We start from the raw sequence: 22,851 nt of genomic DNA, 5'->3' as shown, positions 1-22,851 counted from the left end.
CAAAGAACCATCTATCGACCCTCTCTCCACCCCCCCCCCCCCCCCCCCCCCCCCCCCCCCCCCCCCCCCCCCCCCCCCCCCCCCCCCCCCCCCCCCCCCCCGCCGCCGTTTTCCGTGCCTGCCGCCGCCGTTTCCCGGGCTCCCGCCGTCGCCGCTCGCTCGTATGTCCACCGGTCGACCGGATCTTCCCGAGTCGAAAACCGGGACAGATGCCTGCAAACTGGCCAGGCCGGGATCTTCCCGGCTCCTGCGGGGAGGAGGGTAGGAGTGCGAGCGAGGCCGAGCCGAACGGTATCGATGCTGGTCACCTCGGTGATCCTGACCGGACTCCTGGTCCCCGGAGCCGCCGCGGAGCCCATGGGAGAGGAATCGGCACCCGGCCCCGAAGCGGTGGCCCCCGCCGTCGTGGAGCTCGCCGAGATCCCCGCCGAACCCCCCGCCCAGCCCTCCCGCCCCGCCGGGCGGGAACTCTTCGGAGCCGACTGCGACACGACGATCGAGGGCTCGCAGGTGACGGCGAACTGCCACAACGCCTACCCGGAGACCGACCTGCTGCGGCTGCACGTCGAATGTGACCGCTGGTGGGACGTGGACGGCGACGGCGCCGCCGTCGCCGTCGGACCCGCCGGCCGGGTGGAGCTCACCGGGCGCTGCTGGAAAGAGGTCCGCTCGGCCTGGGTCACCCACCAGCGGGCGTGAGCGGGTCCGCGTCCGTGTTCTTGCCGAGGCAGGCGAAGGGGTAACCCGCCGCCTCCGAGGCCGCCGCGTCCCCGTCGCCCCGCCGGATCGCCTCGATCAGCCGGGCGTGGTCCAGGTGGGCCGACGGGTGCAGCTCGGTGCCCACGTCCGCCCGCAGCCAGTCCGCCACCAGGTCGCCGAGGTCCGCGTACAGCTCGATCAGCACGTCGTTGTGCGAGGCCGTCACCACCGCCATGTGCAGGCTCACGTCCGCGGCCACGAAGACCTCCGCGTCCCCGCCCGCCCAGGCCTCCTCGCGGCGCGCCAGCAGGGCGTCCAGCTGTACGAGGTCCCGCTCGGTGCGCCGCTCCGCCGCCAGCCGGGCCGCCGAGGACTCCAGCGTCGAACGCAGCTCCGCGATGTGCCGCGGCTCGGCGCCCGCGAACCGGCGGTGCATGACGCCGGCCAGCTCGCTGGTGGCGATCACGTACGTGCCCGAGCCCTGCCGGATGTCCAGGAGGCCGTTGTGCGCCAGCGCCCGCACGGCCTCGCGCACCGTGTTGCGCGCGACGCCGAGCAGCTCGACGAGCTCCGGCTCGGTCGGGATGCGGGCGCCGACCGGCCACTCGCCGGAGGTGATCTGGTTCCGCAGCTGCGCGATCACCTGATCGACCAGAACGGAGCGCCGGGGCGAGGTCAGCGGCATGGGTTCCTCTCAAGAGCGACTGCACAACCAATCATCCCATGATTCTATGATGGGGGGATGTTCGACGAAGAAGTCCAGACCCTCGACCGGCCCACCGGGAGCCACCGGCCCGCGCGGCGGGCCGCGGCAGACCGCGCGGCCGCCGCCACCCCGCACGCGACCTCGCAGCCGGCCTGGCTCGGCCCGGTGCTCATCGTCGGAATCGTGCTGGCCGCCCTCAACCTGCGGCCCGCCATCACCAGCCTCGGCGCCCTCTTCGAGGAGACCCGCACGGGCCTCGGCATGAGCGGCACCGTCGCCGGACTGATCACCTCCGTCCCGGCTCTCTGCTTCGCCGTCTTCGGCGTCACCGCGCCCCGGCTCTCCCGCCGCTTCGGCCCGGCCGCCGTCGTCTGCGCCGGCATGGCCGCCGTCGCCACCGGCCTGCTGATCCGCCCCTTCACGAACGGGGCCGCGGGCTTCCTGGCCGCCAGCTCCCTGTCCCTGGCCGGCATAGCCCTCACCAACGTCCTGCTCCCGGTGATCGTCAAGCGCTACTTCCCGGACCGGGTCGGCACCATGACCGGCCTCTACTCCATGGCCCTGGCCGCCGGCACCTCGCTCGCCGCCGCCGCGACCGTCCCGCTGACCGCCGCCCTCGGCGGCAGCTGGCGCACCGGCCTGCTCGTGTGGGCCTCCCTCGCCGTCGTCGCCGTACTGCTGTGGCTGCCCCTCACCCGCGCCGCCCGGAGCGCCGACCGGGCCCAGGCCGCGGCCGCCGCCGACGCGGGCGGCGCCGTACGGGCCGACGCGGGCCCGCGGGTCGTCCGCAGCCGCACCGCCTGGGCGCTCGCCTGCTACTTCGGCCTCCAGGCCACCGGCGCGTACATCACCATGGGCTGGCTCCCGCAGATCTTCCGCGACGCCGGGGTCTCCGCCTCCACCGCCGGCGTGCTCCTCGCCGTCACCATGGTCATGGGCGTCCCCCTCGCCTTCGTCATCCCGGGCCTCGCCGGCCGGATGAGGAACCAGGGCGCCATCGCCGCCGTCCTCGGCGTCTTCGGCCTCACCGGTTACCTCGGGCTCTACTTCGCCCCCGCCGCCGGCGCCTGGGCCTGGGCGCTCCTGCTCGGCATCTCCAACTGCGCCTTCCCCCTCGTCATCACCCTCATCGGGCTGCGCGCCAAGTCCCCGGCCGGCGTGGTCAGGCTCTCCGCCTTCGCCCAGAGCACCGGCTACCTCATCTCCATCCCCGGCCCCCTCCTCATCGGCGCCCTCTACCAGCACAGCGGCGGCTGGGACCTGCCGCTCGCCCTGATGGCGGGCCTGCTCGTCCCGCAGATCGCGCTCGGCGTCCTGGCGGGCAGGGACCGCACGATCGAGGACGAATGCGGCATGCGAGACTGACCGACATGTCGCCCGTACTTGAACCGAACCCGCAGGACGGCCGCAAGAAGCTCGGCCTCGTCCTCGGCGCGATCCTCGCCATCACCGTGGTCATCTCCGTGATCGCGACCCTCGCGTCCCCCTGACGACGACCGAACCCCCCCCGTGGGGGGTGGGGACAACCCCACCACCCCTAGGGGGTCAGGCTCAGGGTGCAGTGGGGTGTGCCCCGGATGGGAACGGCCGCAGCGGATCCATAGATTCGTCAACAGCGAGCCAGTCCCGTCCGCACACCCACGGAGGCGGCCATGTCGGCCCCCACGCACACCCGGTCCCTCCCGTCCGCCGCCCCCAGGGCCCGCGCCGGAGCCGGCGCGAGCACCCGCCTGCACTGGTGGGCGCTGCCCTGCCCGCCCTCGCCTTCGGCCTCCTGCTGATGCTCCTCGCCGGCTCCGGCGAGGCCCACGCGGCCACCGGCGAGGTCTCCTCCCTGGTCCAGGTCGCCGAGCAGCTCCTGCGCGCCGTCGGCTGACCTCCCGAGCGCCCCACCCCCACGGGGGTGAGCCCCCCCAACGCCCTGCGCCCCGTGGCTCGTTTCATGCGAAGCTGGGAGTCATGAGCGCCGACACACCCCGCAGGATCGCCCTCCTCCGGCACGCCAAGGCCGACTGGCCCGAGGTGTCCGACCACGACCGTCCCCTGGCGGAGCGCGGCCGCAAGGACGCGCCGGCCGTCGGTCTGAAGCTCGCCGAGACCGGCATCGCCTTCGACCTGGCCCTCTGCTCCACCGCGGCCCGCACCAGAGAGACCTGGAAGCTCGCCGTCCAGGAGATGCCGCACCGGCCGAAGACCCACTATGAGGAGAGGCTCTACGACGCCTCGCTGGGCGAGCTCATCGCCCTGCTGAACGAGACCTCCGACGAGGTGTCCGACCTCCTCCTCATCGGCCACAACCCCGGCATGCACGCCCTCGCCGACGCCCTCTCGGGGCGCGCGGAGGGAGACACCCTGGCGCGGATGACCCGTACGGGATTCCCGACCGCGGCCCTCGCCGTCGTCTCCTTCACCGGATCGTGGAAGTCCGTGGAGCACGGGGTGGGCACCCTGCTCGACTACTGGACCCCCAAGGGACACTGACCGGCCCGACCGGCCGCGTACGCGCGAACGGGCCCCGGCAGCCGAGCGGCCGCCGGGGCCCGTTCGCATCCCGTTCGTGTCCCGACGGTCAGGCCAGGTCGGCGGCCTCGATCTCCTCACGGGTGATCCCGAGCAGGTACAGCACCGCGTCCAGGAAGGGCACGTTCACCGCCGCGTGCGCGGCCTCGCGGACCACCGGCTTCGCGTTGAAGGCCACGCCCAGCCCGGCCGCGTTCAGCATGTCCAGGTCGTTGGCCCCGTCACCGATCGCCACCGTCTGCGACAGCGGTACGTCGGCCTCCGCGGCGAAGCGGCGCAGCAGCCGGGCCTTGCCCGCCCGGTCCACGATCTCGCCGGTGACCCTGCCCGTCAGCTTCCCGTCGACGATCTCCAGCGTGTTGGCGGAAGCGAAGTCCAGCCCCAGCCGCTCCCGCAGGTCGTCCGTGACCTGCGTGAACCCGCCGGAGACCACGCCCACCTGGTAGCCGAGCCGCTTGAGCGTACGGATCAGGGTCCGCGCGCCCGGCGTCAGCTGCACCTCGGCGCGGACCTTGTCCACGACGGAGGCGTCCAGACCCGCCAGCAGCGCCACCCGGGCGTGCAGCGACTGCTCGAAGTCCAGCTCGCCGCGCATGGCCCGCTCGGTGACCTCGGCGACCTCGGCCTCGCACCCGGCGTGCGCGGCGAACAGCTCGATGACCTCGTCCTGGATCAGGGTCGAGTCCACGTCCATGACGACGAGGCGCTGGGCCCGGCGGTGCAGCCCGGCCGAGACCACGGCCACGTCCACGCCGATGTGCGCGGAGGCGGTGGCCAGGGCGGTGCGCAGGGGCTCGGTCTCGACGCCGGAGACGGCGAACTCCACCGCCGTCACCGGGTACTTCGCGAGACGGAAGATACGGTCGATGTTGCCGCCGGTCGCGGTGATCCGGGCGGCGATGGCGGCGGTGGACTCGGCGGTGAGCGGGTGCCCGAGCACGGTGACGTGGGAGCGGCCGCTGCCGCGCGGCCGGTTGTCACCGGTACCGGAGAGGATCTCGGCCTGCATCTTGAGGGACTCGGCCCAGCTGTGGACGGTGGCCCGCAGGTCGCCTTCGGCTCCGCCGGCGGGCTTGGTGACGAGGGCGCACAGGACGATGCGGCCACGGGTGACGACCTGCTCGATGTCGACGACGTCGACGGAGTAGGCGGCGAGGGTGTCGAACAGCCCGGCGGTGATCCCGGGACGGTCCTTGCCGAAGATCTTGACGAGGAGGGTGGGGACGTCGGAGGTCTGCGATGCGCTCATGGTGCCCTCACCGTATCTTCCCCACCCCCCGCCCAGGACCCCCGTCCCACGTCTTGAACGATCGCGCCGGGCCTGCGCCCCGCACCCCGCGCCTCACACGCCGGCGGGGCCGGACCGACCGGGCGGCGACCCGGCCCCACCTCACCGCGGCGGCGCCGGAGGCTTCGGCGGGGGCGGCGCTCCCGGCGGGGGAGGCGGGGTGAAGGGCTCCCGCCGCGGCGGCCGCGGCGGCCTGGGCGACCACCGCGGGACGCCGGTCACCGTCACGTCCCACGAGCCGTCCGCCTCCCCGCCCACCCCGGGCCGCACGCCCCGCACCGGCCCGCCGAACGGCACGGCCCCGGGATACGCGGCCGTCGGCGCCTCGGGGTCGGGCCACCCCCGGACCGGCGCCGGAGCGGCCGCGCCCCGCCGAGGGGCCGGCAGCGCGCCCACCACCCCCGCCACCGCCCCCCACACCGCACCCAGCAGGAGGGCGAGCGGCACGGACCCCCGCAGCTCCACCCCCGCATCCACCGCGTCCACCCCCACCACCGCCAGCGAGGCGTCCGCCGAGAGGCCCGTCAGCCACACGAGCCCCGCCAGAGCCACCGCCGTCACCGCCGACATCCGCACCGCACACCCGAGCACCCCGCGTCCGGGCCCGCGCCCGGGAGTCCGTACGGCCGCCAGCACGCCCGCGCAGAGCAGCAGCAGCCCCGCCCCCGCGACCAGCAACCAGACCCGCCCGTCGTACTCCGCGAGGCGCGCCACCGTCACCGGCTCCCGCGCGGACACCGCCAGCAGATCGTCGAGGGGATCGGGCAGCAGCCGCGCCGCCTGCCCCTCGGCCCGGCCGCGCACCGGAACGAACAGCCCCAGCAGCACGCCCAGCCAGCTCCCGTTCGGCGCCCCCAGCAGCGCGGCCCCCACCACCCGCCCCGGACGGGCATCGCCCAGCGCCGCCCACACCGCCGCGGCCAGCCCGGCCGCCACCGCGACCAGCAGCACCGTCAGCACCGCCGAGGCGGCCGGGCGGATCCGGGCCAGCGCGGCCGGCCCGCGCCGCGAGACCAGCAGGGCCACCGCCAGTACGGCGAGCGCCCAGGCGCCCGCGCCCAGCAGCGTCGGCCACGTCTCCACCGAGAACCCGACCCGGGTCCGCGTCTCGATCAGGTCCCCGACGCGGTCCGGGAGCAGCCCGCCGATGTCCCCGATCCCGGGGACCTCCACCCTCGCCGGGATCCTCGGCAGCTCCGTCCCGTCGAGGGTGACCACGTCGTGCCCGGCCCACGCCAGCCCGCCCGCCGTCGCGACGAACAGCGCCGTGAGCACGAGGACGCGGGCGGCCGTCTCACCGGGTCCGGCCCCGGCCCGGAGCGAGCGCGCGAACACGCGGCCGAGGACCAGGGCCCCGACCAGGGTCACCCCCAAGGGCATGACGTCCAGGGAGGTTTCGGCGCCCGCCCCCACGGCCCCGAAGGCCGACACGTCACCCGAGGGGGTCACGGTGCCGCCGACCGCGAGGACCACCACGGCTGCCGTCATCGCCCCGAGGGACCCTCCCGCGGCGTCCGCGCCCAGCAGGCGCAGCCCCAGCGCGGCCACCCCCGCCATCACGATCAGGGACCAGCCCACGGCGGCGACCGCGGACACGAGCACGTCTCCCCAACGAATGCGGCGCATGCGGTGAACCCCCGATGCCTACCGAGCGGTACGCGAGGGGACCCCCGGGCGAGAAGTCCCGTATCTCACTCTCCGGGTGACTTTCGACCCCGTCAACGGGCAGGCGTAGACGCCCCGGCAAGGCCCGGATTCCACATACGGCTGCGGGCCTGAAATAGTTCCCCCGGATGTTCGCCATCCCTAGACTCCCTGACGTCATGGGGGATTCTCGGGGGACTTAAGTGGGGCTGGAGTGCCGGAACTCGTACTGGAATTGAATGGAAGGACCTGGACGCTCGATCCGTCCAGGTCGTACTCGCTGGGGCGCGACCCCCAGGGAGACGTGGTGATCGACGACGCGCGGGTGTCGTGGCGGCATGCCACCATCGCCTGGAACGGCCAGAGTTGGGGCATCGAGGACCACGGCAGCACCAACGGCACCTACGTGCACGGGGCGCGGGTCCAGCAGACCCAGCTCGTCCCCGGCACGCCGGTCCACCTCGGCAACGCGACCGACGGCCCGCGGCTGAACCTGAGCGCCGCCGCCGCGCCGCAGCCGGCCGTGGCCCAGCAGGCGCCGGCGCAGCAGGCCCAGGCGTACGCCCAGCCTCAGGCCCCGGCGTACCAGGCCCCGCAGCAGCAGGCCTGGGAACAGCAGCAGGCGCAGTACCAACAGCAGCCGCAGGCACACCTGCCGCACCAGCAGGGCGGCGCCGCCGCGCCCCGCCCGGCGCAGGGCGGGGCACCGGCCTACGGCGACCGCAGTCCGACGACGTTCCACCAGCTCTCGCTGGGCCACGTCATGCGCATCGGCCGTGCGCTGGAGAACGAGCTGGTGGTCTCCGACCTCCAGGTCTCGCGCCACCACGCCGAGTTCCGCTCGATGCCCGGCGGCCGGTTCGAGATCCACGACCTCGGCAGCCACAACGGCACCTACGTCAACGGCCAGGCGCTGGCGAAGTCCGGCACCGCGCTGCTCGGCCCGAACGACATCGTCGGCGTCGGCCACTCGACGTTCCGGATCGTCGGCGACCGCCTCGAGGAGTTCGTCGACACCGGCGAGGTCTCCTTCTCGGCCCGCCACCTCACGGTCACCGTCGACGGCGGCAAGCAGATCCTCAAGGACGTCACCTTCGGTGTCCCGGAGAAGTCGCTGATCGGTGTCATCGGCCCCTCCGGCTCCGGCAAGTCCACCCTGCTCAAGGCGCTGACCGGGTACCGGCCCGCCGACCAGGGCGACGTCCTCTACGACAACCGCAACCTGTACAAGCAGTTCGCGGAGCTCCGCCAGCGCATCGGCCTGGTCCCGCAGGACGACATCCTGCACAAGGAGCTGAAGGTCAGCACCGCGCTCAAGTACGCGGCCAAGCTCCGCTTCCCCGGCGACACCGCCGAGTCCGAGCGCGCCGCCCGCATCGACGAGGTGCTGCGCGAGCTCAAGCTCGACATCCACAAGGACAAGAAGATCACCGCGCTCTCCGGTGGTCAGCGCAAGCGCGTGTCCGTGGCCCTGGAGCTGCTCACCAAGCCCTCGCTGATCTTCCTGGACGAGCCGACCTCCGGCCTCGACCCGGGCATGGACCGCGACGTCATGCAGCTGCTGCGCGGCCTCGCCGACGACGGCCGCACGGTCCTCGTCGTCACCCACTCGGTCGCCGAGCTGGCCATCTGCGACAAGCTGCTGGTCATGGCCCCCGGCGGTTCGGTCGCGTACTTCGGCCCGCCGGACGAGGCGCTGAACTTCTTCGGCTACACCACGTGGGCGGACGTCTTCTCGGCCTTCGAGAACTACCGCGACTACGACTGGGCCGGCCGCTGGAAGGGCTCGCAGCACTACCAGCTGTACGCCGCCGACATCGACGCGGTCGCCCCGCAGTCCGTCGCGATGCCCACGCCGCAGCAGATGATGCCGCCCAAGCCGCAGGGCTGGGGCTCGCAGCTGTGGACGCTGATCCGCCGCTACGTCTCGGTGATCGCCTCCGACAAGGGCTTCATCGGCCTGATGCTGATCCTGCCCGCCGTCCTCGGCGTGGTCTCCACGGTCATCCCCGCGACCTTCGGCCTCGCCCCGCCGACGCCGCCGTCCCAGTTCAACGGCGACGCCGGCACGATCATGCTGATCCTCGCGGTCGGCATGTGCTTCTCGGGCGCGGCCAACTCGGTCCGAGAGCTGATCAAGGAACGCGTCATCTACGAGCGCGAGCGCGCGACGGGCCTGTCCCGGTCGGCGTACCTCATGTCGAAGGTGATCGTCCTCGGCGTCATCACGGCCATCCAGGGCGTGATCATCTGCGGGATCGGCTTCTTCCCGCGCGACCTGCCCACCGAGGGCCTGCTGATGCCCCCGGCCGTCGAGCTCTGCCTGTCGGTCATCGCGCTCGGCTTCACCTCGATGATGTTCGGCCTCGTGATCTCCTCGCTGGTGAAGACCGCCGAGAAGACCATGCCGCTGCTGGTCATGTTCGCGATCGTCCAGGTCGTCTTCACCGGCATCCTCTTCCAGGTCTACGACTCCCCGGGCCTGGAGCAGTTCGCCTGGCTGATGCCGTCCCGCTGGGCCGTCGCCGCCGCCGGCACCACGCTGAACCTCGGCAAGCTCATGCCGCCGTGGGACCGCGACAACCCGACCAACACCGACCCGCTCTGGGACGCCACGGTCGGCCAGTGGAGCCTGAACATCACCGTTCTGCTGCTCCTCGGCATCGCCTGCGGCTTCCTGGTGCAGCGCCTGCTGCGCCGCCACGAGCCCGAGGTCATGCGCGCGGGCAAGTAGTCCGCGCCAGGTCCCGTACGCGGGGCCCGTACGAAACGCCTCAGGGCGGCATCCGGAAAGTCCGGGTGCCGCCCTGAGGCGCGTGGGGGAGCTGCGGGTGCCGCCGGCGGCCTAGTAGGCGCTGTTGACGTTGTCCATCGAGCCGTAGCGGTCGGCCGCGTAGTTGCAGGCGGCGACGATGTTGGCGACCGGGTCGTACTGGTCGAACTTGGTGCCCTTGACGTGGTACGCCTTGAAGGTCGGGTAGATGACCTGGAGCAGACCCTTGCTGGGGATGCCGTTCTGGGCGTTGATGTCCCAGTTGTTGATCGCCATCGGGTTACCGCTGGACTCGCGCATGATGTTCTTGTGGATTCCGGCGTAGGTGCCCGGGATGCCCTCCTTCTTCATGATGAAGAGGGCTTCCTTGATCCAGCCGTCCAGGTTGTTCGCGAAGACCGGGGTGCGGGCGGCGGACCGGCTGGCGGCGGCCTTGTCCTCGCGGGCCTTCTTCGCGGCGGCCTCGGCCTTGGCCTTGGCGTCGGCGTCGGCCTTGGCCTTCGCCTTGGCGGCGGCGGCCTTGGCGTTGGCGTCGGCGATGACCTGCTGCGCGGAGAGGTGGCCGTGCATTGCCTTCGTCTGCGTCCCGTTCACGGCCTGGGCCCAGGCGACGGGAGCGGCGGAGACCACCGTCTCGGCCTCGGCGGCGTCGGCCGGGACGAGGGAGAAGGCGAGCGCGGCGGCGCTGAACGTGGCGACGCCGGCAATGGACAGCTTGTGTGCCTTCGTCAGACGACTGTGACCGGGAGTGCTGGAAGCAGACATGGCGGGGCAACCTCTTCGAATCGCGGGAGCCGCAGGAAAGCGCCACGAGGATCCGGGGATCCGTCGCGGCGCTGTGCGACGAGGGCAATTCTTAGCGGCGGCAAAAACCTGTGGCAAAGGTGTGACGTACGATCCGGCTTAGTGGATCAGGGGCGGGCGCCGAGGCCGCCCTTTGGGCCCCGGCGCTACGCCCGCCCGCGCTGACAGGGCCTTTACCCGTCCACTAGGCAGCTTCGTAAGTGATGTGCGTCCTATGTGCGGGCTCACATCGGGCACGTAACGGTTTCACCGTGCGTTGCTGAAGCAATTCAATCCGTCACGGTTCTCATCCTTGAGTAGCAGATGGACGTCCCCGAACTCGTGCCAAAGGCAGAACCGGGCCACCGCCTCGGCATACCCGAGCCGTACGGCGGCCGGTCCCGCGACCGCCTCCAGCATCAGGAGGTGGGACGCCTCCGGCTCGTGCAGCCCGGTCAGCAGCCCGTCCACCGCTCGTACCCCCCGATCCGGTGTCACAACCAGATCGGTCCACCCGCCGGCCGGGCGCACCACCCCGTGGTCATCCGCGGCCGACTCCAGGGCCCGTACCGCCGTGGTGCCCACCGCGATCACCCGCCCCCCGCTGGCCCTCGCGGCGTTCACCAGCCACGCCGTGGTCGCCGGCACCTCGTACCGCTCCGGGTACGGCGGCTCGTGCGCCTCCTGCGAGGCCACCCCGGTGTGCAGGGTCAGCGGCGCGAACTGCACGCCCCGGCTCACCAGCCGCGCCACCAGGTCCGCCGTGAAGGGCCGCCCCGCACTCGGCATCTCCGCCGAACCCGAGCCGTCGGCCGCGGGCACCGCGAACACCGTCTGGTAGACGGACAGCGGCTGGTCCCGCTCCGTGTAGGCGTAGCGGATCGGCCGCCCGTACGCCCGCAGCAGCGCCGGTACGTCCGCGGCCGCCGCCCCCGGTGGAGCCGCCGCCCCGCGCCCCGCCGGCACGGGACGCGCCCACCACAGCCGGTCCGCCCCCGCGGCGAGCGGCTCCTCCATGACGAGCGCCAAGCCGCCCGGCAGCTCCACCACCGCCCCCGCGGGGCCGCCGGCGTGCGGGCGGGTCGTCCCCCCGCCCGCCGGGCCGCGCAGCTCCACCGCCCAGCGGCCGTCGTCGCCCCGGGTCGAGAAGTGCACCACCAGGTCCTCGGCGCCGAGCCGGGCGTCCATGGCGGCCGCCAGCGTCGTCGACGTGTTCACCACGAGCACGTCCCCGGCTCGCAGCAGGTCCGGCAGCTCCCGGAAGGCGCGCAGCGACACCTCCTCACCGCCCCCGGACACCAGCAGCCGCACCGCGTCCCGGCCGAGCCCCGGCCCCCGCTGCTCGGCCGGAACCCGCGCCAGCAGCTCCGGCGGAATGTCCGGTATATACAGTCCCTTCTCGTGAGCCGCCGCACGCCCGCTCACCGCAGGCCCCCCGCGTGCCCCACGACACCCGCCGCGCCCAGCCCCGGACCCCCCGCCGTGCCGTCCGCCGCGCGGTCCGCCGTGCCGTCCCCCGCGCCTCCCGCCAGGGCACCCGCCGTGCCGCCGGGCTCCGCGGCCGGCCCGCCGTCCCTCCCCGCGCCCTCCGGCGTCCGGCCCGTCGCCAGGTGCTCCGCCGTGTACCGTCCGCTCGGCAGCGCCTCCGCCACCAGCCGCAGCAACGCCGGCGCCACCTCCCCCGGGGTCGGCAGCCCCGCCAGGTCCTCCCCGGGCTCGGCCGCCGCCATCATCCGCGTCCGCATCGAGCCAGGGTCCGCCCACCACACCCGCAGCCCCGGCTCCTCCACCGCCAGCACGCCCGACAGCAGGTCCCCCGCCGCCTTGGACGCCCCGTACGCCCCCCACGTCGCGTACGCCACCACCGCCGCGTCCGAGCTGATGTTCAGCACCGCCCCGGCCTCCGCGGCCCGCAGCAGCGGCAGCCCCTCCTGGACCAGCCCCAGCGCCCCCACCACATTGACCTCGAAGGCCTCGCGCAGCCCGTCCAGCGGGTGGACCGCCAGCGGCACCAGCGGCTCCGCCCCCAGCACACCCGCGTTGTTCACCAGCAGGTCCAGCCCGCCCAGCTCCCGCGCCGCCGCCACCAGCGCCGCCCGGTGCGCCCCCGAGGACACGTCCCCGGCCACCGGCACCACCCGTACCCCCGAGGCCCGGGCCCGCGCCGCCGTGTCCTCCAGCGCCGCCGCCCCCCGCGCACTCAGCACCAGGTCCCAACCCCGCGCCGCCAGCTCCCCGGCCAGCGCCCGGCCCAGCCCCCTGGACGCCCCCGTCACGATCGCCACCGACATGACAGCTCCCTCGCCCTCGCGTTCCGACCGGCGTTCCGATCGGCGGATGCCCCCAACCTAGGAAGGCCCCGACCGGCGCCGCGTCGGCCGCGGGCCCCACCCGTACCGGTCCCTTCGACCTACGCCCACCGGGGGATGCCCCGGTCCGATCCCGCAGGTCAGGCCCACGGGTACGGTGAGGCCATGACCGCAAGCCCCCTGCAGGGCGGACCCCGCAGCGGCCTGGCCGCCGTGAGCACCGCACTGCTCGCGATGAGCCGCCGCCTGGAGGTCCGCGACGTCCTGCGCACGATCGTGGTCTCGGCCCGCGAGCTCCTGGACGCCGAGTACGCGGCCCTGGGCGTCCCGGACGACCACGGCGGCTTCGCCCAGTTCGTCGTGGACGGCATCACCGCGGAGCAGTGGCGCCGCATCGGCCCGCTGCCCCGCCAGCACGGCATCCTCGCCGCGATGCTCCACGAGGACGCCCCCCAGCGGCTGGACGACGTACGCCGTGACCCGCGCTTCGAGGGCTGGCCCGCCGCCCATCCCGACATGTCCGACTTCCTCGGCATGCCCGTCCGGGACGGCGAGGAGACCCTCGCCGCGATCTTCCTCGCGAACAAGCGGAGCACGGGCGGCCCGGGCGGCTTCACCGACGAGGACCAGGAGCTCCTCTCCCTCCTCGCCCAGCACGCGGCCATCGCCCTCACCAATGCCCGCCTCTACGAACGCAGCCGCGAGCTCACCATCGCCGAGGAGCGCTCCCGGCTCGCCCACGAGCTGCACGACGCCGTCAGCCAGAAGCTCTTCTCGCTGCGCCTCACCGCCCAGGCCGCCGCCGCCCTCGTCGACCGCGACCCGGCCCGTGCCAAGGACGAGCTCCAGCAGGTGGCCGCCCTCGCCGCGGAGGCCGCCGACGAACTGCGGGCCGCCGTGACCGAGCTCCGCCCCGCCGCACTGGACGAGGACGGACTGGTCGCCACCCTGCGCACGCACGTCCACGTACTCGACCGCGCCCACACCGCGCACGTCACCTTCACGTGTGACGGCGTACGGGCCCTGCCCGCGACCCAGGAGGAAGCGGTCCTGCGCGTGGCCCAGGAGGCCCTCCACAACGCCCTGCGCCACTCGGGCGCCGACCGCGTCGAGGTCGCCCTCACCCGGACGCCCGCCGGCGGCGCGGTCCTCAAGGTCGTCGACTCCGGCAAGGGCTTCGACCCCCGGTTCGTCCGCCGGGCGGGCCGCCACCTTGGCCTGGTCTCCATGCGGGACCGCGCGGACGGCGTCGGAGGCCGGCTCACCGTGCACTCGGAGCCCGGTCAGGGCACGACGATCGAGATGGAGGTACCCGGTGGCTGAGAACCCCGGCCGCGGCGGCAGCCGCGTGCGCGTACTGCTGGTCGACGACCACCAGGTGGTCCGGCGCGGCCTGCGCACCTTCCTGGAGGTCCAGGAGGACATCGAGGTGGTCGGCGAGGCATCGGACGGCGAGGAGGGCATCGCCCGTGCCGAGGAGCTGCGGCCCGACGTGATCCTCATGGACATCAAGATGCCGGGCACCGACGGGATCGAGGCGCTGCGCAGGCTGCGCGAGCTGGCGAACCCGGCGCGGGTGCTGATCGTCACCAGTTTTACGGAGCAGCGGACCGTGGTCCCCGCGCTGCGGGCCGGCGCCGCGGGATACGTCTACAAGGACATCGACCCGGACGCCCTGGCCGGAGCCATCCGCTCAGTCCACGCGGGCCACGTGCTGCTCCAGCCGGAGGTGGCGGAGGCCCTGCTCTCCCAGGACGACCAGAGCCCGTCGGCGGGCCGGCCCGGCTCGCTGACCGACCGCGAGCGCGAGGTGCTCGGCCTGATCGCGGACGGCCGCTCGAACCGCGAGATCGCCCGGGCGCTGGTGCTGTCGGAGAAGACCGTCAAGACGCACGTCTCGAACATCCTGATGAAGTTGGACCTTTCCGATCGGACTCAGGCCGCATTGTGGGCGGTCAGGCACGGACTCGACGAATAAGCGATGTAAATCGGACCGTCTCGTTCCGGACTGAGATTCATACGGTCGGGTGTATGTCGCCCACATGGCGTATCCCGACGGACGGCGCGCCCGTTCTCCATGACGTGCCGCGGCGGCTGGTCGCGGCAGACGTACTGGAGGACGAGAACGTGAAGAACTTCAAGAAGGCCGCAGCCGTCACCATGATCGCGGGCGGCCTCCTGGCCGCCGGCGCCGGTGTCTCCTCGGCGCACGGCGGTGCGTCGGCGGAGGGCGAGGCCCTGAACTCGCCCGGCGTGGCCTCCGGGAACCTGCTCCAGGTCCCCGTCCACGTCCCCGTGAACGTGGTCGGCAACACGGTCAACGTGATCGGCCTGCTCAACGGCGCCTTCGGCAACACCGGAGTCAATTCCTGACGCGCCCCTCGCCCTGCTCCGCAGGCTTCGGGCCGCTGCCCCGGACTCCGTCCGCCGGCCGGCCCGGGTCCGCGTAGCAGCGCGCACGCACCACGGCCCCGCTTCCCCCCTCTCCCCGGGAAGCGGGGCCGCCGCGCATCCGTTCCTGACGCGTCCCTCGCACTGCTTCGCAGGCTTCGGGCCGCTGCGCCGGACTCCGTCCGTCGGCGGCTCGGGCCCGCTCGGCTCCCGACGCGTCCCTCGCACTGCTTCGCAGGCTTCGGGCCGCTGCGCCGGACTCCGTCCGTCGGCGGCTCGGGCCCGCTCTGCCCGGCACATCCAGCCCCTCCGGCGTTCGAGCCCCGGTCTTTCCGGCCTCGCCGGCGTGGGAGGCGCGGGTCCGGGCGGAGCCCCGGGGCGGCCGGCTCGGGCTAGCCCCCCTCGACGGCCGAGTTGTACGCCGCCACCAGCGCCCGCCGAGCCACCCGCTCCACCGGCCGCAACGCCTCCGCCCGCGCCGCCATCTCCGAGGCGGCCACCGCACCGCCGTGCCCGTTCTCGTACGCCAGCGACACCATCAGGTCCACCCGCTGCGCGAGCGCCAGCACCCGCACCGCCCGCGCCGGATACCCCGGCGCCAGCGCCTCCCGGCCCGCCTCCGCCCGCGCCCGGTACGCCGACAGCGCCGCCTCCGCCACCGGCCCCGAACCGGCCACGTCCAGCCGGGTCAGCGCCACCGTCGCCTCGCGCAGCGCCTCCGCCAGCTCCCGCTCCGCCTCGCTCAGCGACGGCACGTCCGCCGGCGGTGCCTCCCGCACCGGCAGGCAGTGCCAGGTCACCGACACGTGCACGTCCCCCTCCGGCCCCACCTCGGCGACCTCGGGCACGAGCCCCAGCGCGGCCCCCGCACACACCACGGCCTCCTCGGCCTCCAGCGCCCGCGCGTTGAACTCCGGCGGCCCGCTCAGCCCCAGCGGATGCCCCGGCGCCGGCAGCGCCACCCGCAGCCCCGTCACCCCCAGGGCCCGCAGCCGCCCGAGCGCCAGGGTGAGCCCCACGGGGCCCGTCTCACCCGGCAGCCCCACCACCCGGTGCCCGGCGTCCTCGCCCACGATCGACATCGCGGCCTCGTCGGGCGAGACCAGACCGGCCAGCAGAGCGTTCCCCCAGGCGGCCAGCCGCCCTGAACGTGGTTCGAAAAGCATCCCCCCACTTTACGGATCGGACCCGGCACCGGGCCCCGGCCCCGGACCCCTCTCCGAGTGGCGTAGGTTTTCCCCTGGGGCTGCGTCTACCGGCGCACAGAGAACCGTGACTGCAAGGGGTGACAACACGCTCATGAGCGATGTTCTGGAGCTGGTGGACGTATCCGTGGTCCGCGAGGGCCGGGCTCTGGTGGACCAGGTCTCCTGGTCGGTGAAGGAGGGGGAACGCTGGGTGATCCTCGGCCCCAACGGTGCCGGCAAGACCACTCTGCTGAACCTCGCCTCCAGCTACCTCTTCCCCACCAAGGGAACCGCCACCATCCTCGGCGGCACCCTCGGCAAGCCCGGCACCGACGTGTTCGAGCTGCGCCCCCGCATCGGTGTCGCCGGCATCGCGATGGCCGACAAGCTGCCCAAGCGGCAGACCGTCCTGGAGACCGTCCTCACCGCCGCCTACGGCATGACGGCGACCTGGCAGGAGGAGTACGAGGAGATCGACGAGCAGCGCGCCCGCGCCTTCCTCGACCGCCTCGGCATGACGGAGTACCTCGACCGGAAGTTCGGCACCCTCTCCGAGGGCGAGCGCAAGCGCACGCTGATCGCCCGCGCCCTGATGACCGACCCCGAGCTGCTGCTCCTCGACGAGCCCGCCGCCGGCCTGGACCTCGGTGGCCGCGAGGACCTCGTACGCCGCCTCGGCCGGCTCGCCCGTGACCCGCTCGCCCCCTCCATGGTCATGGTCACGCACCACGTCGAGGAGATCGCCCCCGGCTTCACCCACGTCCTGATGATCCGTCAGGGCAAGGTCGTCACCGCGGGCCCGATCGACCTAGAACTGACGTCCCGCAACCTCTCCCGCTGCTTCGGCCTCCCCCTGGTCGTCGAGCGCAACGGGAGCGACCGCTGGACCGCTCAGGGCCTTCCCCTCGGTCAGTAACGGCACCCGCACCCTGTCCGGACCGTGCCCGCCGGACCTACCATGACCATGTGGACATCGACGCATGGGTGTGGTGGCTCATCGGCGCGGTCGGACTGGGCATCCCCCTGGTCCTGACGGCGATGCCGGAGTTCGGCATGTTCGCCGTCGGCGCCGTGGCGGCCGCCGTCACGGCGGCCCTCGGCGGGGGAGTGGTGGCACAGGTCCTGGTCTTCGTGATCGTGTCGGTCGCGCTCGTCGCCGTCGTACGGCCCATCGCGAACCGGCACCGCGACCAGCGCCCCCAACACCGCAGCGGCATCGACGCGTTGAAGGGCAGAACCGCCGTCGTCCTCGAACGGGTCGACGGCCGCGACGGCCGCATCAAGCTCGCCGGCGAGATCTGGTCCGCGCGCACCCTCGACGCGGACACCAGCTTCGAGCCGGGCCAGTCGGTCGACGTGGTGGAGATCGACGGGGCGACCGCCGTCGTCATGTGACAAGCATCCTGCTCGCGGCCCCCGGGTCTGCGAGACTCCCCTCAACGGGGCAGCACAGACAGCCGGAAGGGCACGGGAAGCGCATGTCATCGATCATCATCGTCCTGATCATTCTGGTGGTTCTGGTCTTCATCGCACTGGTCAAGACGATCCAGGTGATCCCGCAGGCCAGCGCCGCCATCGTCGAGCGGTTCGGCCGCTACACCCGCACCCTCAACGCGGGCCTCAACATCGTCGTCCCGTTCATCGACTCGATCCGCAACCGCATCGACCTCCGCGAACAGGTCGTCCCCTTCCCGCCGCAGCCGGTCATCACGCAGGACAACCTGGTCGTCAACATCGACACCGTCATCTACTACCAGGTGACCGACGCCCGGGCCGCGACGTACGAAGTCGCCAGCTACATCCAGGCCATCGAGCAGCTCACCGTCACCACGCTGCGCAACATCATCGGCGGCATGGACCTGGAGCGGACCCTCACCTCCCGCGAGGAGATCAACGCGGCCCTGCGCGGGGTCCTCGACGAGGCCACCGGCAAGTGGGGCATCCGCGTCAACCGCGTCGAGCTCAAGGCCATCGAGCCGCCGACCTCCATCCAGGACTCGATGGAGAAGCAGATGCGCGCCGACCGCGACAAGCGCGCCGCGATCCTCCAGGCCGAGGGTGTCCGGCAGTCCGAGATCCTGCGCGCCGAGGGTGAGAAGCAGTCCTCCATCCTCCGCGCCGAGGGTGACGCCAAGGCCGCCGCGCTGCGCGCCGAGGGCGAGGCCCAGGCCATCCGCACGGTGTTCGAGTCCATCCACGCCGGCGACGCCGACCAGAAGCTCCTCGCCTACCAGTACCTCCAGATGCTCCCGAAGATCGCCGAAGGCGATGCCAACAAGCTCTGGATCGTGCCGAGCGAGATCGGCGACGCCCTCAAGGGCCTCTCCGGCGCCATGGGCAACTTCGGCCCCATGGGCGGCGGTTCCGGCTTCAACCCGGGGAACACCGGCAAGGACGGCGGCGGCATCCCGGCCGCACGGGACAAGGACGCCGCGGACCGCCGCGAACAGCCCCCCATCGACTGAGCCGCCACCCCTTCCTGCATGATCGGTGAGGCCCCTCGACCTTCAGGGCGGGGAGGCGACTCACTCATGCAAAGGGGATGGCACAGTCCATGTCCATCTGGGAATCACTCGCGGTCCTCGCCGCCGGCATCGGCGCGGGCACGATCAACACCATCGTCGGCTCCGGCACCCTGATCACCTTTCCGGTGCTGCTCGCCACCGGCCTGCCACCGGTCACCGCCAACGTGTCCAACACCCTGGGTCTGGTGCCCGGTTCGATCAGCGGAGCCATCGGCTACCGCAAGGAACTCCAGGGCCAGCGCGCCCGCATCGTGCGGCTCGGCGCCGTGTCCCTCGTCGGCGGCCTCGCGGGCGCGGTCCTGCTCCTCACCCTGCCGTCGGACTCCTTCGACACGATCGTGCCCGTCCTGATCGGACTCGCCCTCGTGCTCGTCGTCCTCCAGCCCCGCCTCGCCGCCGCCCTGCGCCGACGTCAGGAAGCAGCCGGAGGCGACACGGGCCACCCCGACGGCGGCCCGGTCCTGCTCGGCGGCATGCTGCTCTCCAGCGCGTACGGAGGCTACTTCGGAGCCGCCCAGGGCGTGCTCTACCTCGGCCTGATGGGCCTGCTGCTCCGCGACGACCTGCAACGGATCAACGCCGTCAAGAACGTCCTCGCCGCCCTCGTCAACGGCGTCGCCGCCGTCGTCTTCCTCTTCGTCGCCGACTTCGACTGGACGGCCGTCCTCCTCATCGCCGTCGGCTCCACCATCGGCGGCCAGATCGGCGCCAAGGTCGGCCGCAAGCTCTCGCCGACCATCCTGCGCGCGGTCATCGTGACGGTCGGCGTCCTCGCCATCGTCCAGCTGATGCTCCGCTGAGCGACGTAGGAAAGCTACGTCGCCCAGCGCGCGCGACTACCGGGCGAGCGGGTATCCGACTAGGCGGAGCGCTCCAGCCACTCCGGCAGCGCCTCCCGCGCGCCCACCCCCAGAGCCAGCAGCATCGCGTCCGCCGGAGACGGCACGAAGGGCTTCCGGAGGAGCGGCATCCCCGCCTCCTCCGGAGTCCGGGCCGCCTTGCGGTGGTTGTCCTCGGCGCAGGACGCCACCGTGTTCAGCCAGGTGTCCCCACCCCCCTGTGCCCGCGGCAGCACGTGGTCCACGGTCGTCGCGCGTTTCCCGCAGTACGCGCAACGGTGCTCGTCCCGGACCAGCACCCCCCTCCGTGACCAGGGAGCGTGTCTTCGGAAGGGCACCCGGACGTACCTGCAGAGCCTGATCACCCGGGGCATCGGAAGATCCATGGTGGCCGCGCGCACGCGCAGTTCGGGATGCGACTGTTCGACGACGGCCTTGTCCTGCAGAACCAGGACGACAGCCCGGTTCAGGGTCACCGTCGACAGCGGCTCGAAGCTCGCATTCAGCACCAGCGTGTCCCGCATCTCGCCCACCTCCCGTGTGCAGGCCCGCGACCACTCCGGCGGCAGGGCCCGCAACCACTCTGGCCGCGCGCGCCACGCGGGACAACGCAATAAAAATGCCCGGTCCTGGCCTTCTTTAGACCAGGACCGGGCAAACGCTCGGAGAACGATCAGCGGGCGGGCGACTCGTACTCACCGATCAGCTGGGCCCGCCCCAGCGCGTGGAACCGCAGATGGAAACCGACGCTCGCCGGGGACGAGTCCTCGTCCGTACCGAGCTGCTCCCGGTCCACCGCGTACACGGTGAACACGTAGCGGTGCCGCTCCCCGCGCGGCGGAGCCGCCCCGCCGAAGTCCCGCGTGCCGTAGTCGTTCCGCGCGTGCACGGCCCCCTCCGGCAGCCCCGGGAAGTCCCCGCTGCCCGCCCCGGCCGGCAACTCCGTCACCGACACCGGCAGATCGAAGAGCACCCAGTGCCAGAACCCGCTGCCCGTGGGCGCGTCCGGGTCGAAGCAGGTCACGGCGAAGCTCTTCGTCCCCTCTGGAAAGCCCTCCCACCGCAGGTGCGGCGAGATGTTCTTGCCCGTGAGGACCTGGGCCGCGTGCAGATCGGCTCCGTCGGTGACGTCCTCGCTGGTCACCGTGAAGGACGGCACCGCGGGGTGGAAGTCGTGCGGAAGGGGCGCCCTGCTCTGGTCTGACACTGCTGAACCTCCGGGAGGGGGAGACATCGGATCCGCGTCCGCTCACGGACGCGGCTCCGAGCCTAGAACCAGTTGCGCTGCGAACCGACGCCGGCGATCCACTGGTTCAGATAAGCCGCCCAGTCGGTGTCCTGGTAGGAGTGCAGACCCACCTGGAAGCAGCGGTACGTGTCGCTGCCCTCGCTGAACAGACCCGGCTTCTTGTCCATCTCCAGGACGACGTCCATCTCCCGACCGTCGGAGACGAAGGTCAGCTCGACCTGGTTCAGCCCGCGGTACTGCGACGGCGGCAGGAACTCGATCTCCTGGTAGAAGGGCAGCGACTGCCGCGTCCCGCGGATGTGACCGCGCTCCATGTCCGCGCTGCGGAAGGAGAAGCCGAGCTGACGGAAGGCGTCGAGGATCGCCTGCTGCGCGGGCACCGGGTGCACGTTGATCGGGTCGAGGTCACCCGCGTCCACCGCGCGCGCGATCTCCAGCTCGGTGCTCACCCCGATGTTCATCCCGTGCAGGTGCTGACCCCCGAAGTGGGTGATCGGCGTCTCCCAGGGGATCTCCAGCCCGAACGGCACCACGTGCAGCGCTCCGGCCTCCACCTGGAAGGCACCGCCGAGACGCTGCTTCGTGAAGACCACGTCCTGCTTGTACTCCTGGTCACCACCCTCGACCTCGACCCGCGCCTGCAGCCCGACGGACAGCCCCTCGATCTGCTGCTCCACGGATCCACCCTGGATCCGGACCTCGCCTTGGACGATGCCGCCCGGCACGACGTTCGGCTCGGTGATGATCGTGTCCACCGAGGCACCACCGGCACCCAGGCTCGCGAACAGCTTCCTGAACCCCATGCTCAAACTCCCTGATACGGATCTAAGGACTGGCGACTGCGCCGCGCCCACCCCTTACCAACGCGGAACCTTAGGCCCCGGTTGCAGGAGAGCGCCTTCCACTACGCTCGACCGGATGAGCGCGCGCACCGACCGTACGCCCCTGCCCCGGTCCTTCTTCGACCGGCCGGTCCTCACCGTGGCCCCGGACCTCCTCGGCCGCACCCTGGTCCGCCGTACCCCGGAGGGCCCCATCGAACTGCGCATCACGGAGGTGGAGGCGTACGAGGGGGAGTCCGACCCCGGCTCACACGCCTTCCGCGGCCGCACCGCCCGCAACGCGTCGATGTTCGGCCCGCCCGGACACGCGTACGTCTACTTCATCTACGGCATGTGGTTCAGCCTCAACCTGGTGTGCGGCCCACCCGACCACGCGAGCGGGGTCCTGATCCGTGCCGGGGAGATCACGACGGGCGCCGACCTCGCCGCCAAACGTCGACTTTCAGCCAGAACTCCGAGAGAACTGGCCAAGGGCCCGGCCCGTCTGGCCACCGCGCTGGAGGTGGACCGTTCCCTCGACGGCACCGACCTGTGCGCCGGCCCCGGTTCCCCCTTGTCCCTCCTCGCCGGGACCCCCACCTCGCCCGACCTGGTCAGCAGCGGCCCGCGCACGGGAGTCGGCGGAGCCGGCGCCGACCATCCGTACCGGTTCTGGATCACCCACGACCCGACGGTGAGCCCGTACCGCGCCCACGCGCCACGCCGCCGCCGCTCAACTTGACTCGGCCCGGCCACACGCCTAACGTAGTCCGAGCCGCTTGAACGGGCCACTGCCATCAGCAGACCCCCGGGGCGGCCAACCCACACCTACGACTTACCCCTGGCGGGGTCCTATTCGGCATCCCCGAATTCCTTCGCCGGTCACTCGATTATGAATGACAAGGGATAAGCGCTAACGTGGTGGAGCGCCGAAAGGCAAAGACCCCCAACGGTCACCGAATTCAAATCCAAACCGACTGCTACTTTCGAGAAGCAGGGCGCGGAAATGATCTGGTAGAGTTGGAAACGCAAGAACACAGCAAGAACACAGAACGAAAGCCCGGAGGAAAGCCCGCGAGGGTGAGTACAAAGGAAGCGTCCGTTCCTTGAGAACTCA

At 72.4% G+C, this 22,851-nt stretch carries 23 protein-coding genes and 1 pseudogene; 14 read left to right on the top strand and 10 right to left on the bottom strand.

Going from position 1 to position 22,851, the window contains the following annotated elements:
• The first annotated feature begins 267 nt into the window (after positions 1–267).
• Positions 268–699 carry a hypothetical protein gene (locus tag ACZ6JT_RS33015; protein WP_469215561.1) on the top strand — a complete coding sequence of 144 codons (432 nt, stop codon included), beginning with the start codon at positions 268–270 and terminating at the stop codon, positions 697–699.
• Here ACZ6JT_RS33015 and ACZ6JT_RS33010 read toward each other — a convergent pair.
• Positions 680–1,384 carry a FadR/GntR family transcriptional regulator gene (locus ACZ6JT_RS33010; RefSeq protein WP_469215559.1) on the bottom strand — a complete coding sequence of 235 codons (705 nt, stop codon included), beginning with the start codon at positions 1,382–1,384 and terminating at the stop codon, positions 680–682. The two genes, ACZ6JT_RS33015 and ACZ6JT_RS33010, sit on opposite strands and share 20 nt — an antisense overlap.
• A 57-nt stretch (positions 1,385–1,441) precedes the next feature.
• Between ACZ6JT_RS33010 and ACZ6JT_RS33005 the strand changes: the two genes are divergently transcribed.
• The 4 genes from ACZ6JT_RS33005 (at position 1,442) to ACZ6JT_RS32990 (ending at position 3,886) form a co-directional block, all read left to right on the top strand.
• Positions 1,442–2,770, top strand: coding sequence for a CynX/NimT family MFS transporter (locus tag ACZ6JT_RS33005; RefSeq protein WP_469215557.1), 1,329 nt, complete (start codon positions 1,442–1,444; stop codon positions 2,768–2,770).
• A gap of 5 nt (positions 2,771–2,775) precedes the next feature.
• Positions 2,776–2,895 (top strand): SGM_5486 family transporter-associated protein, encoded by a 120-nt coding sequence (locus ACZ6JT_RS33000; protein WP_469215555.1) that lies wholly within the window; start codon positions 2,776–2,778, stop codon positions 2,893–2,895.
• A gap of 248 nt (positions 2,896–3,143) precedes the next feature.
• Positions 3,144–3,281: a hypothetical protein gene (locus tag ACZ6JT_RS32995; RefSeq protein WP_469215553.1), complete on the top strand. Its 138-nt coding sequence runs from the start codon at positions 3,144–3,146 to the stop codon at positions 3,279–3,281.
• Between the two features lie 83 nt (positions 3,282–3,364).
• Positions 3,365–3,886, top strand: a complete 522-nt coding sequence (locus ACZ6JT_RS32990; RefSeq protein WP_469215551.1) for a SixA phosphatase family protein — start codon at positions 3,365–3,367, stop codon at positions 3,884–3,886.
• 88 nt (positions 3,887–3,974) lie between these two features.
• Here the strand turns inward: ACZ6JT_RS32990 and serB are convergent, their stop codons facing one another.
• Together serB and ACZ6JT_RS32980 are read right to left on the bottom strand one after the other, a co-directional pair.
• On the bottom strand, positions 3,975–5,174 hold the full coding sequence (gene serB / locus ACZ6JT_RS32985; RefSeq protein WP_469215549.1) for a phosphoserine phosphatase SerB: 1,200 nt from the start codon (positions 5,172–5,174) through the stop codon (positions 3,975–3,977).
• A gap of 141 nt (positions 5,175–5,315) precedes the next feature.
• Entirely contained in the window at positions 5,316–6,839 is a 1,524-nt protein-coding gene (locus ACZ6JT_RS32980; RefSeq protein ID WP_469215547.1) for a streptophobe family protein, read from the bottom strand.
• A 232-nt stretch (positions 6,840–7,071) separates the two neighbouring features.
• Here ACZ6JT_RS32980 and ACZ6JT_RS32975 point away from each other — a divergent pair, with 232 nt between their 5' ends.
• Positions 7,072–9,591, top strand: a complete 2,520-nt coding sequence (locus tag ACZ6JT_RS32975; RefSeq protein ID WP_469215546.1) for an ABC transporter ATP-binding protein/permease — start codon at positions 7,072–7,074, stop codon at positions 9,589–9,591.
• Positions 9,592–9,702: 111 nt separating this feature from the next.
• Here ACZ6JT_RS32975 and ACZ6JT_RS32970 read toward each other — a convergent pair whose 3' ends face one another.
• The 3 genes and pseudogenes from ACZ6JT_RS32970 to ACZ6JT_RS32960 all read right to left on the bottom strand — a co-directional run.
• Positions 9,703–10,395, bottom strand: a complete 693-nt coding sequence (locus tag ACZ6JT_RS32970; protein WP_385816219.1) for a transglycosylase SLT domain-containing protein — start codon at positions 10,393–10,395, stop codon at positions 9,703–9,705.
• Positions 10,396–10,680: 285 nt separating this feature from the next.
• Positions 10,681–11,838, bottom strand: a complete 1,158-nt coding sequence (locus ACZ6JT_RS32965) for an S-adenosylmethionine:tRNA ribosyltransferase-isomerase (protein ID WP_469215543.1) — start codon at positions 11,836–11,838, stop codon at positions 10,681–10,683.
• A 170-nt stretch (positions 11,839–12,008) separates the two neighbouring features.
• A pseudogene (locus tag ACZ6JT_RS32960) lies at positions 12,009–12,704 on the bottom strand (SDR family NAD(P)-dependent oxidoreductase); the annotation flags it as partial.
• A gap of 198 nt (positions 12,705–12,902) precedes the next feature.
• On the opposite strand from ACZ6JT_RS32960, the gene ACZ6JT_RS32955 reads away from it, so the two are divergent.
• From ACZ6JT_RS32955 to ACZ6JT_RS32945, 3 genes are all read left to right on the top strand, one after another.
• Positions 12,903–14,045 (top strand): GAF domain-containing sensor histidine kinase, encoded by a 1,143-nt coding sequence (locus ACZ6JT_RS32955; protein WP_469215806.1) that lies wholly within the window; start codon positions 12,903–12,905, stop codon positions 14,043–14,045.
• Positions 14,038–14,700 (top strand): response regulator, encoded by a 663-nt coding sequence (locus ACZ6JT_RS32950; RefSeq protein ID WP_469215541.1) that lies wholly within the window; start codon positions 14,038–14,040, stop codon positions 14,698–14,700. Before ACZ6JT_RS32955 ends, ACZ6JT_RS32950 begins: the two co-directional genes overlap by 8 nt.
• A gap of 149 nt (positions 14,701–14,849) precedes the next feature.
• Entirely contained in the window at positions 14,850–15,095 is a 246-nt protein-coding gene (locus tag ACZ6JT_RS32945; protein WP_469215804.1) for a chaplin, read from the top strand.
• A gap of 410 nt (positions 15,096–15,505) precedes the next feature.
• Here the strand turns inward: ACZ6JT_RS32945 and ACZ6JT_RS32940 are convergent, their stop codons facing one another.
• Positions 15,506–16,279, bottom strand: a complete 774-nt coding sequence (locus tag ACZ6JT_RS32940) for a hypothetical protein (RefSeq protein ID WP_469215539.1) — start codon at positions 16,277–16,279, stop codon at positions 15,506–15,508.
• Between the two features lie 133 nt (positions 16,280–16,412).
• Between ACZ6JT_RS32940 and ACZ6JT_RS32935 the strand changes: the two genes are divergently transcribed.
• The 4 genes from ACZ6JT_RS32935 to ACZ6JT_RS32920 all read left to right on the top strand — a co-directional run bounded on the left by ACZ6JT_RS32935 (position 16,413) and on the right by ACZ6JT_RS32920 (position 19,625).
• Positions 16,413–17,216 carry an ABC transporter ATP-binding protein gene (locus ACZ6JT_RS32935; protein ID WP_469215537.1) on the top strand — a complete coding sequence of 268 codons (804 nt, stop codon included), beginning with the start codon at positions 16,413–16,415 and terminating at the stop codon, positions 17,214–17,216.
• 50 nt (positions 17,217–17,266) lie between these two features.
• Positions 17,267–17,695: an NfeD family protein gene (locus ACZ6JT_RS32930; protein WP_469215535.1), complete on the top strand. Its 429-nt coding sequence runs from the start codon at positions 17,267–17,269 to the stop codon at positions 17,693–17,695.
• Between the two features lie 83 nt (positions 17,696–17,778).
• On the top strand, positions 17,779–18,765 hold the full coding sequence (locus ACZ6JT_RS32925; RefSeq protein WP_469215534.1) for an SPFH domain-containing protein: 987 nt from the start codon (positions 17,779–17,781) through the stop codon (positions 18,763–18,765).
• A gap of 89 nt (positions 18,766–18,854) precedes the next feature.
• Positions 18,855–19,625 (top strand): sulfite exporter TauE/SafE family protein, encoded by a 771-nt coding sequence (locus tag ACZ6JT_RS32920; protein ID WP_469215533.1) that lies wholly within the window; start codon positions 18,855–18,857, stop codon positions 19,623–19,625.
• A gap of 59 nt (positions 19,626–19,684) precedes the next feature.
• Here the strand turns inward: ACZ6JT_RS32920 and ACZ6JT_RS32915 are convergent, their stop codons facing one another.
• The 3 genes from ACZ6JT_RS32915 to ACZ6JT_RS32905 all read right to left on the bottom strand — a co-directional run bounded on the left by ACZ6JT_RS32915 (position 19,685) and on the right by ACZ6JT_RS32905 (position 21,716).
• Positions 19,685–20,188, bottom strand: a complete 504-nt coding sequence (locus tag ACZ6JT_RS32915) for an HNH endonuclease (RefSeq protein ID WP_469215531.1) — start codon at positions 20,186–20,188, stop codon at positions 19,685–19,687.
• 149 nt (positions 20,189–20,337) lie between these two features.
• Positions 20,338–20,871 (bottom strand): YbhB/YbcL family Raf kinase inhibitor-like protein, encoded by a 534-nt coding sequence (locus ACZ6JT_RS32910; protein WP_469215529.1) that lies wholly within the window; start codon positions 20,869–20,871, stop codon positions 20,338–20,340.
• A gap of 62 nt (positions 20,872–20,933) precedes the next feature.
• Positions 20,934–21,716, bottom strand: a complete 783-nt coding sequence (locus ACZ6JT_RS32905; RefSeq protein WP_469215527.1) for a sporulation protein — start codon at positions 21,714–21,716, stop codon at positions 20,934–20,936.
• A gap of 115 nt (positions 21,717–21,831) precedes the next feature.
• Between ACZ6JT_RS32905 and ACZ6JT_RS32900 the strand changes: the two genes are divergently transcribed.
• Positions 21,832–22,476 carry a DNA-3-methyladenine glycosylase gene (locus tag ACZ6JT_RS32900; protein WP_469215525.1) on the top strand — a complete coding sequence of 215 codons (645 nt, stop codon included), beginning with the start codon at positions 21,832–21,834 and terminating at the stop codon, positions 22,474–22,476.
• The last annotated feature ends 375 nt before the right edge of the window (positions 22,477–22,851 follow it).

It is taken from the genome of Streptomyces sp. NPDC046308 (genome assembly GCF_055588065.1).
Note: the sequence above shows the minus strand (reverse complement) of the source record. Positions and strands in the feature narration are given on the sequence as shown.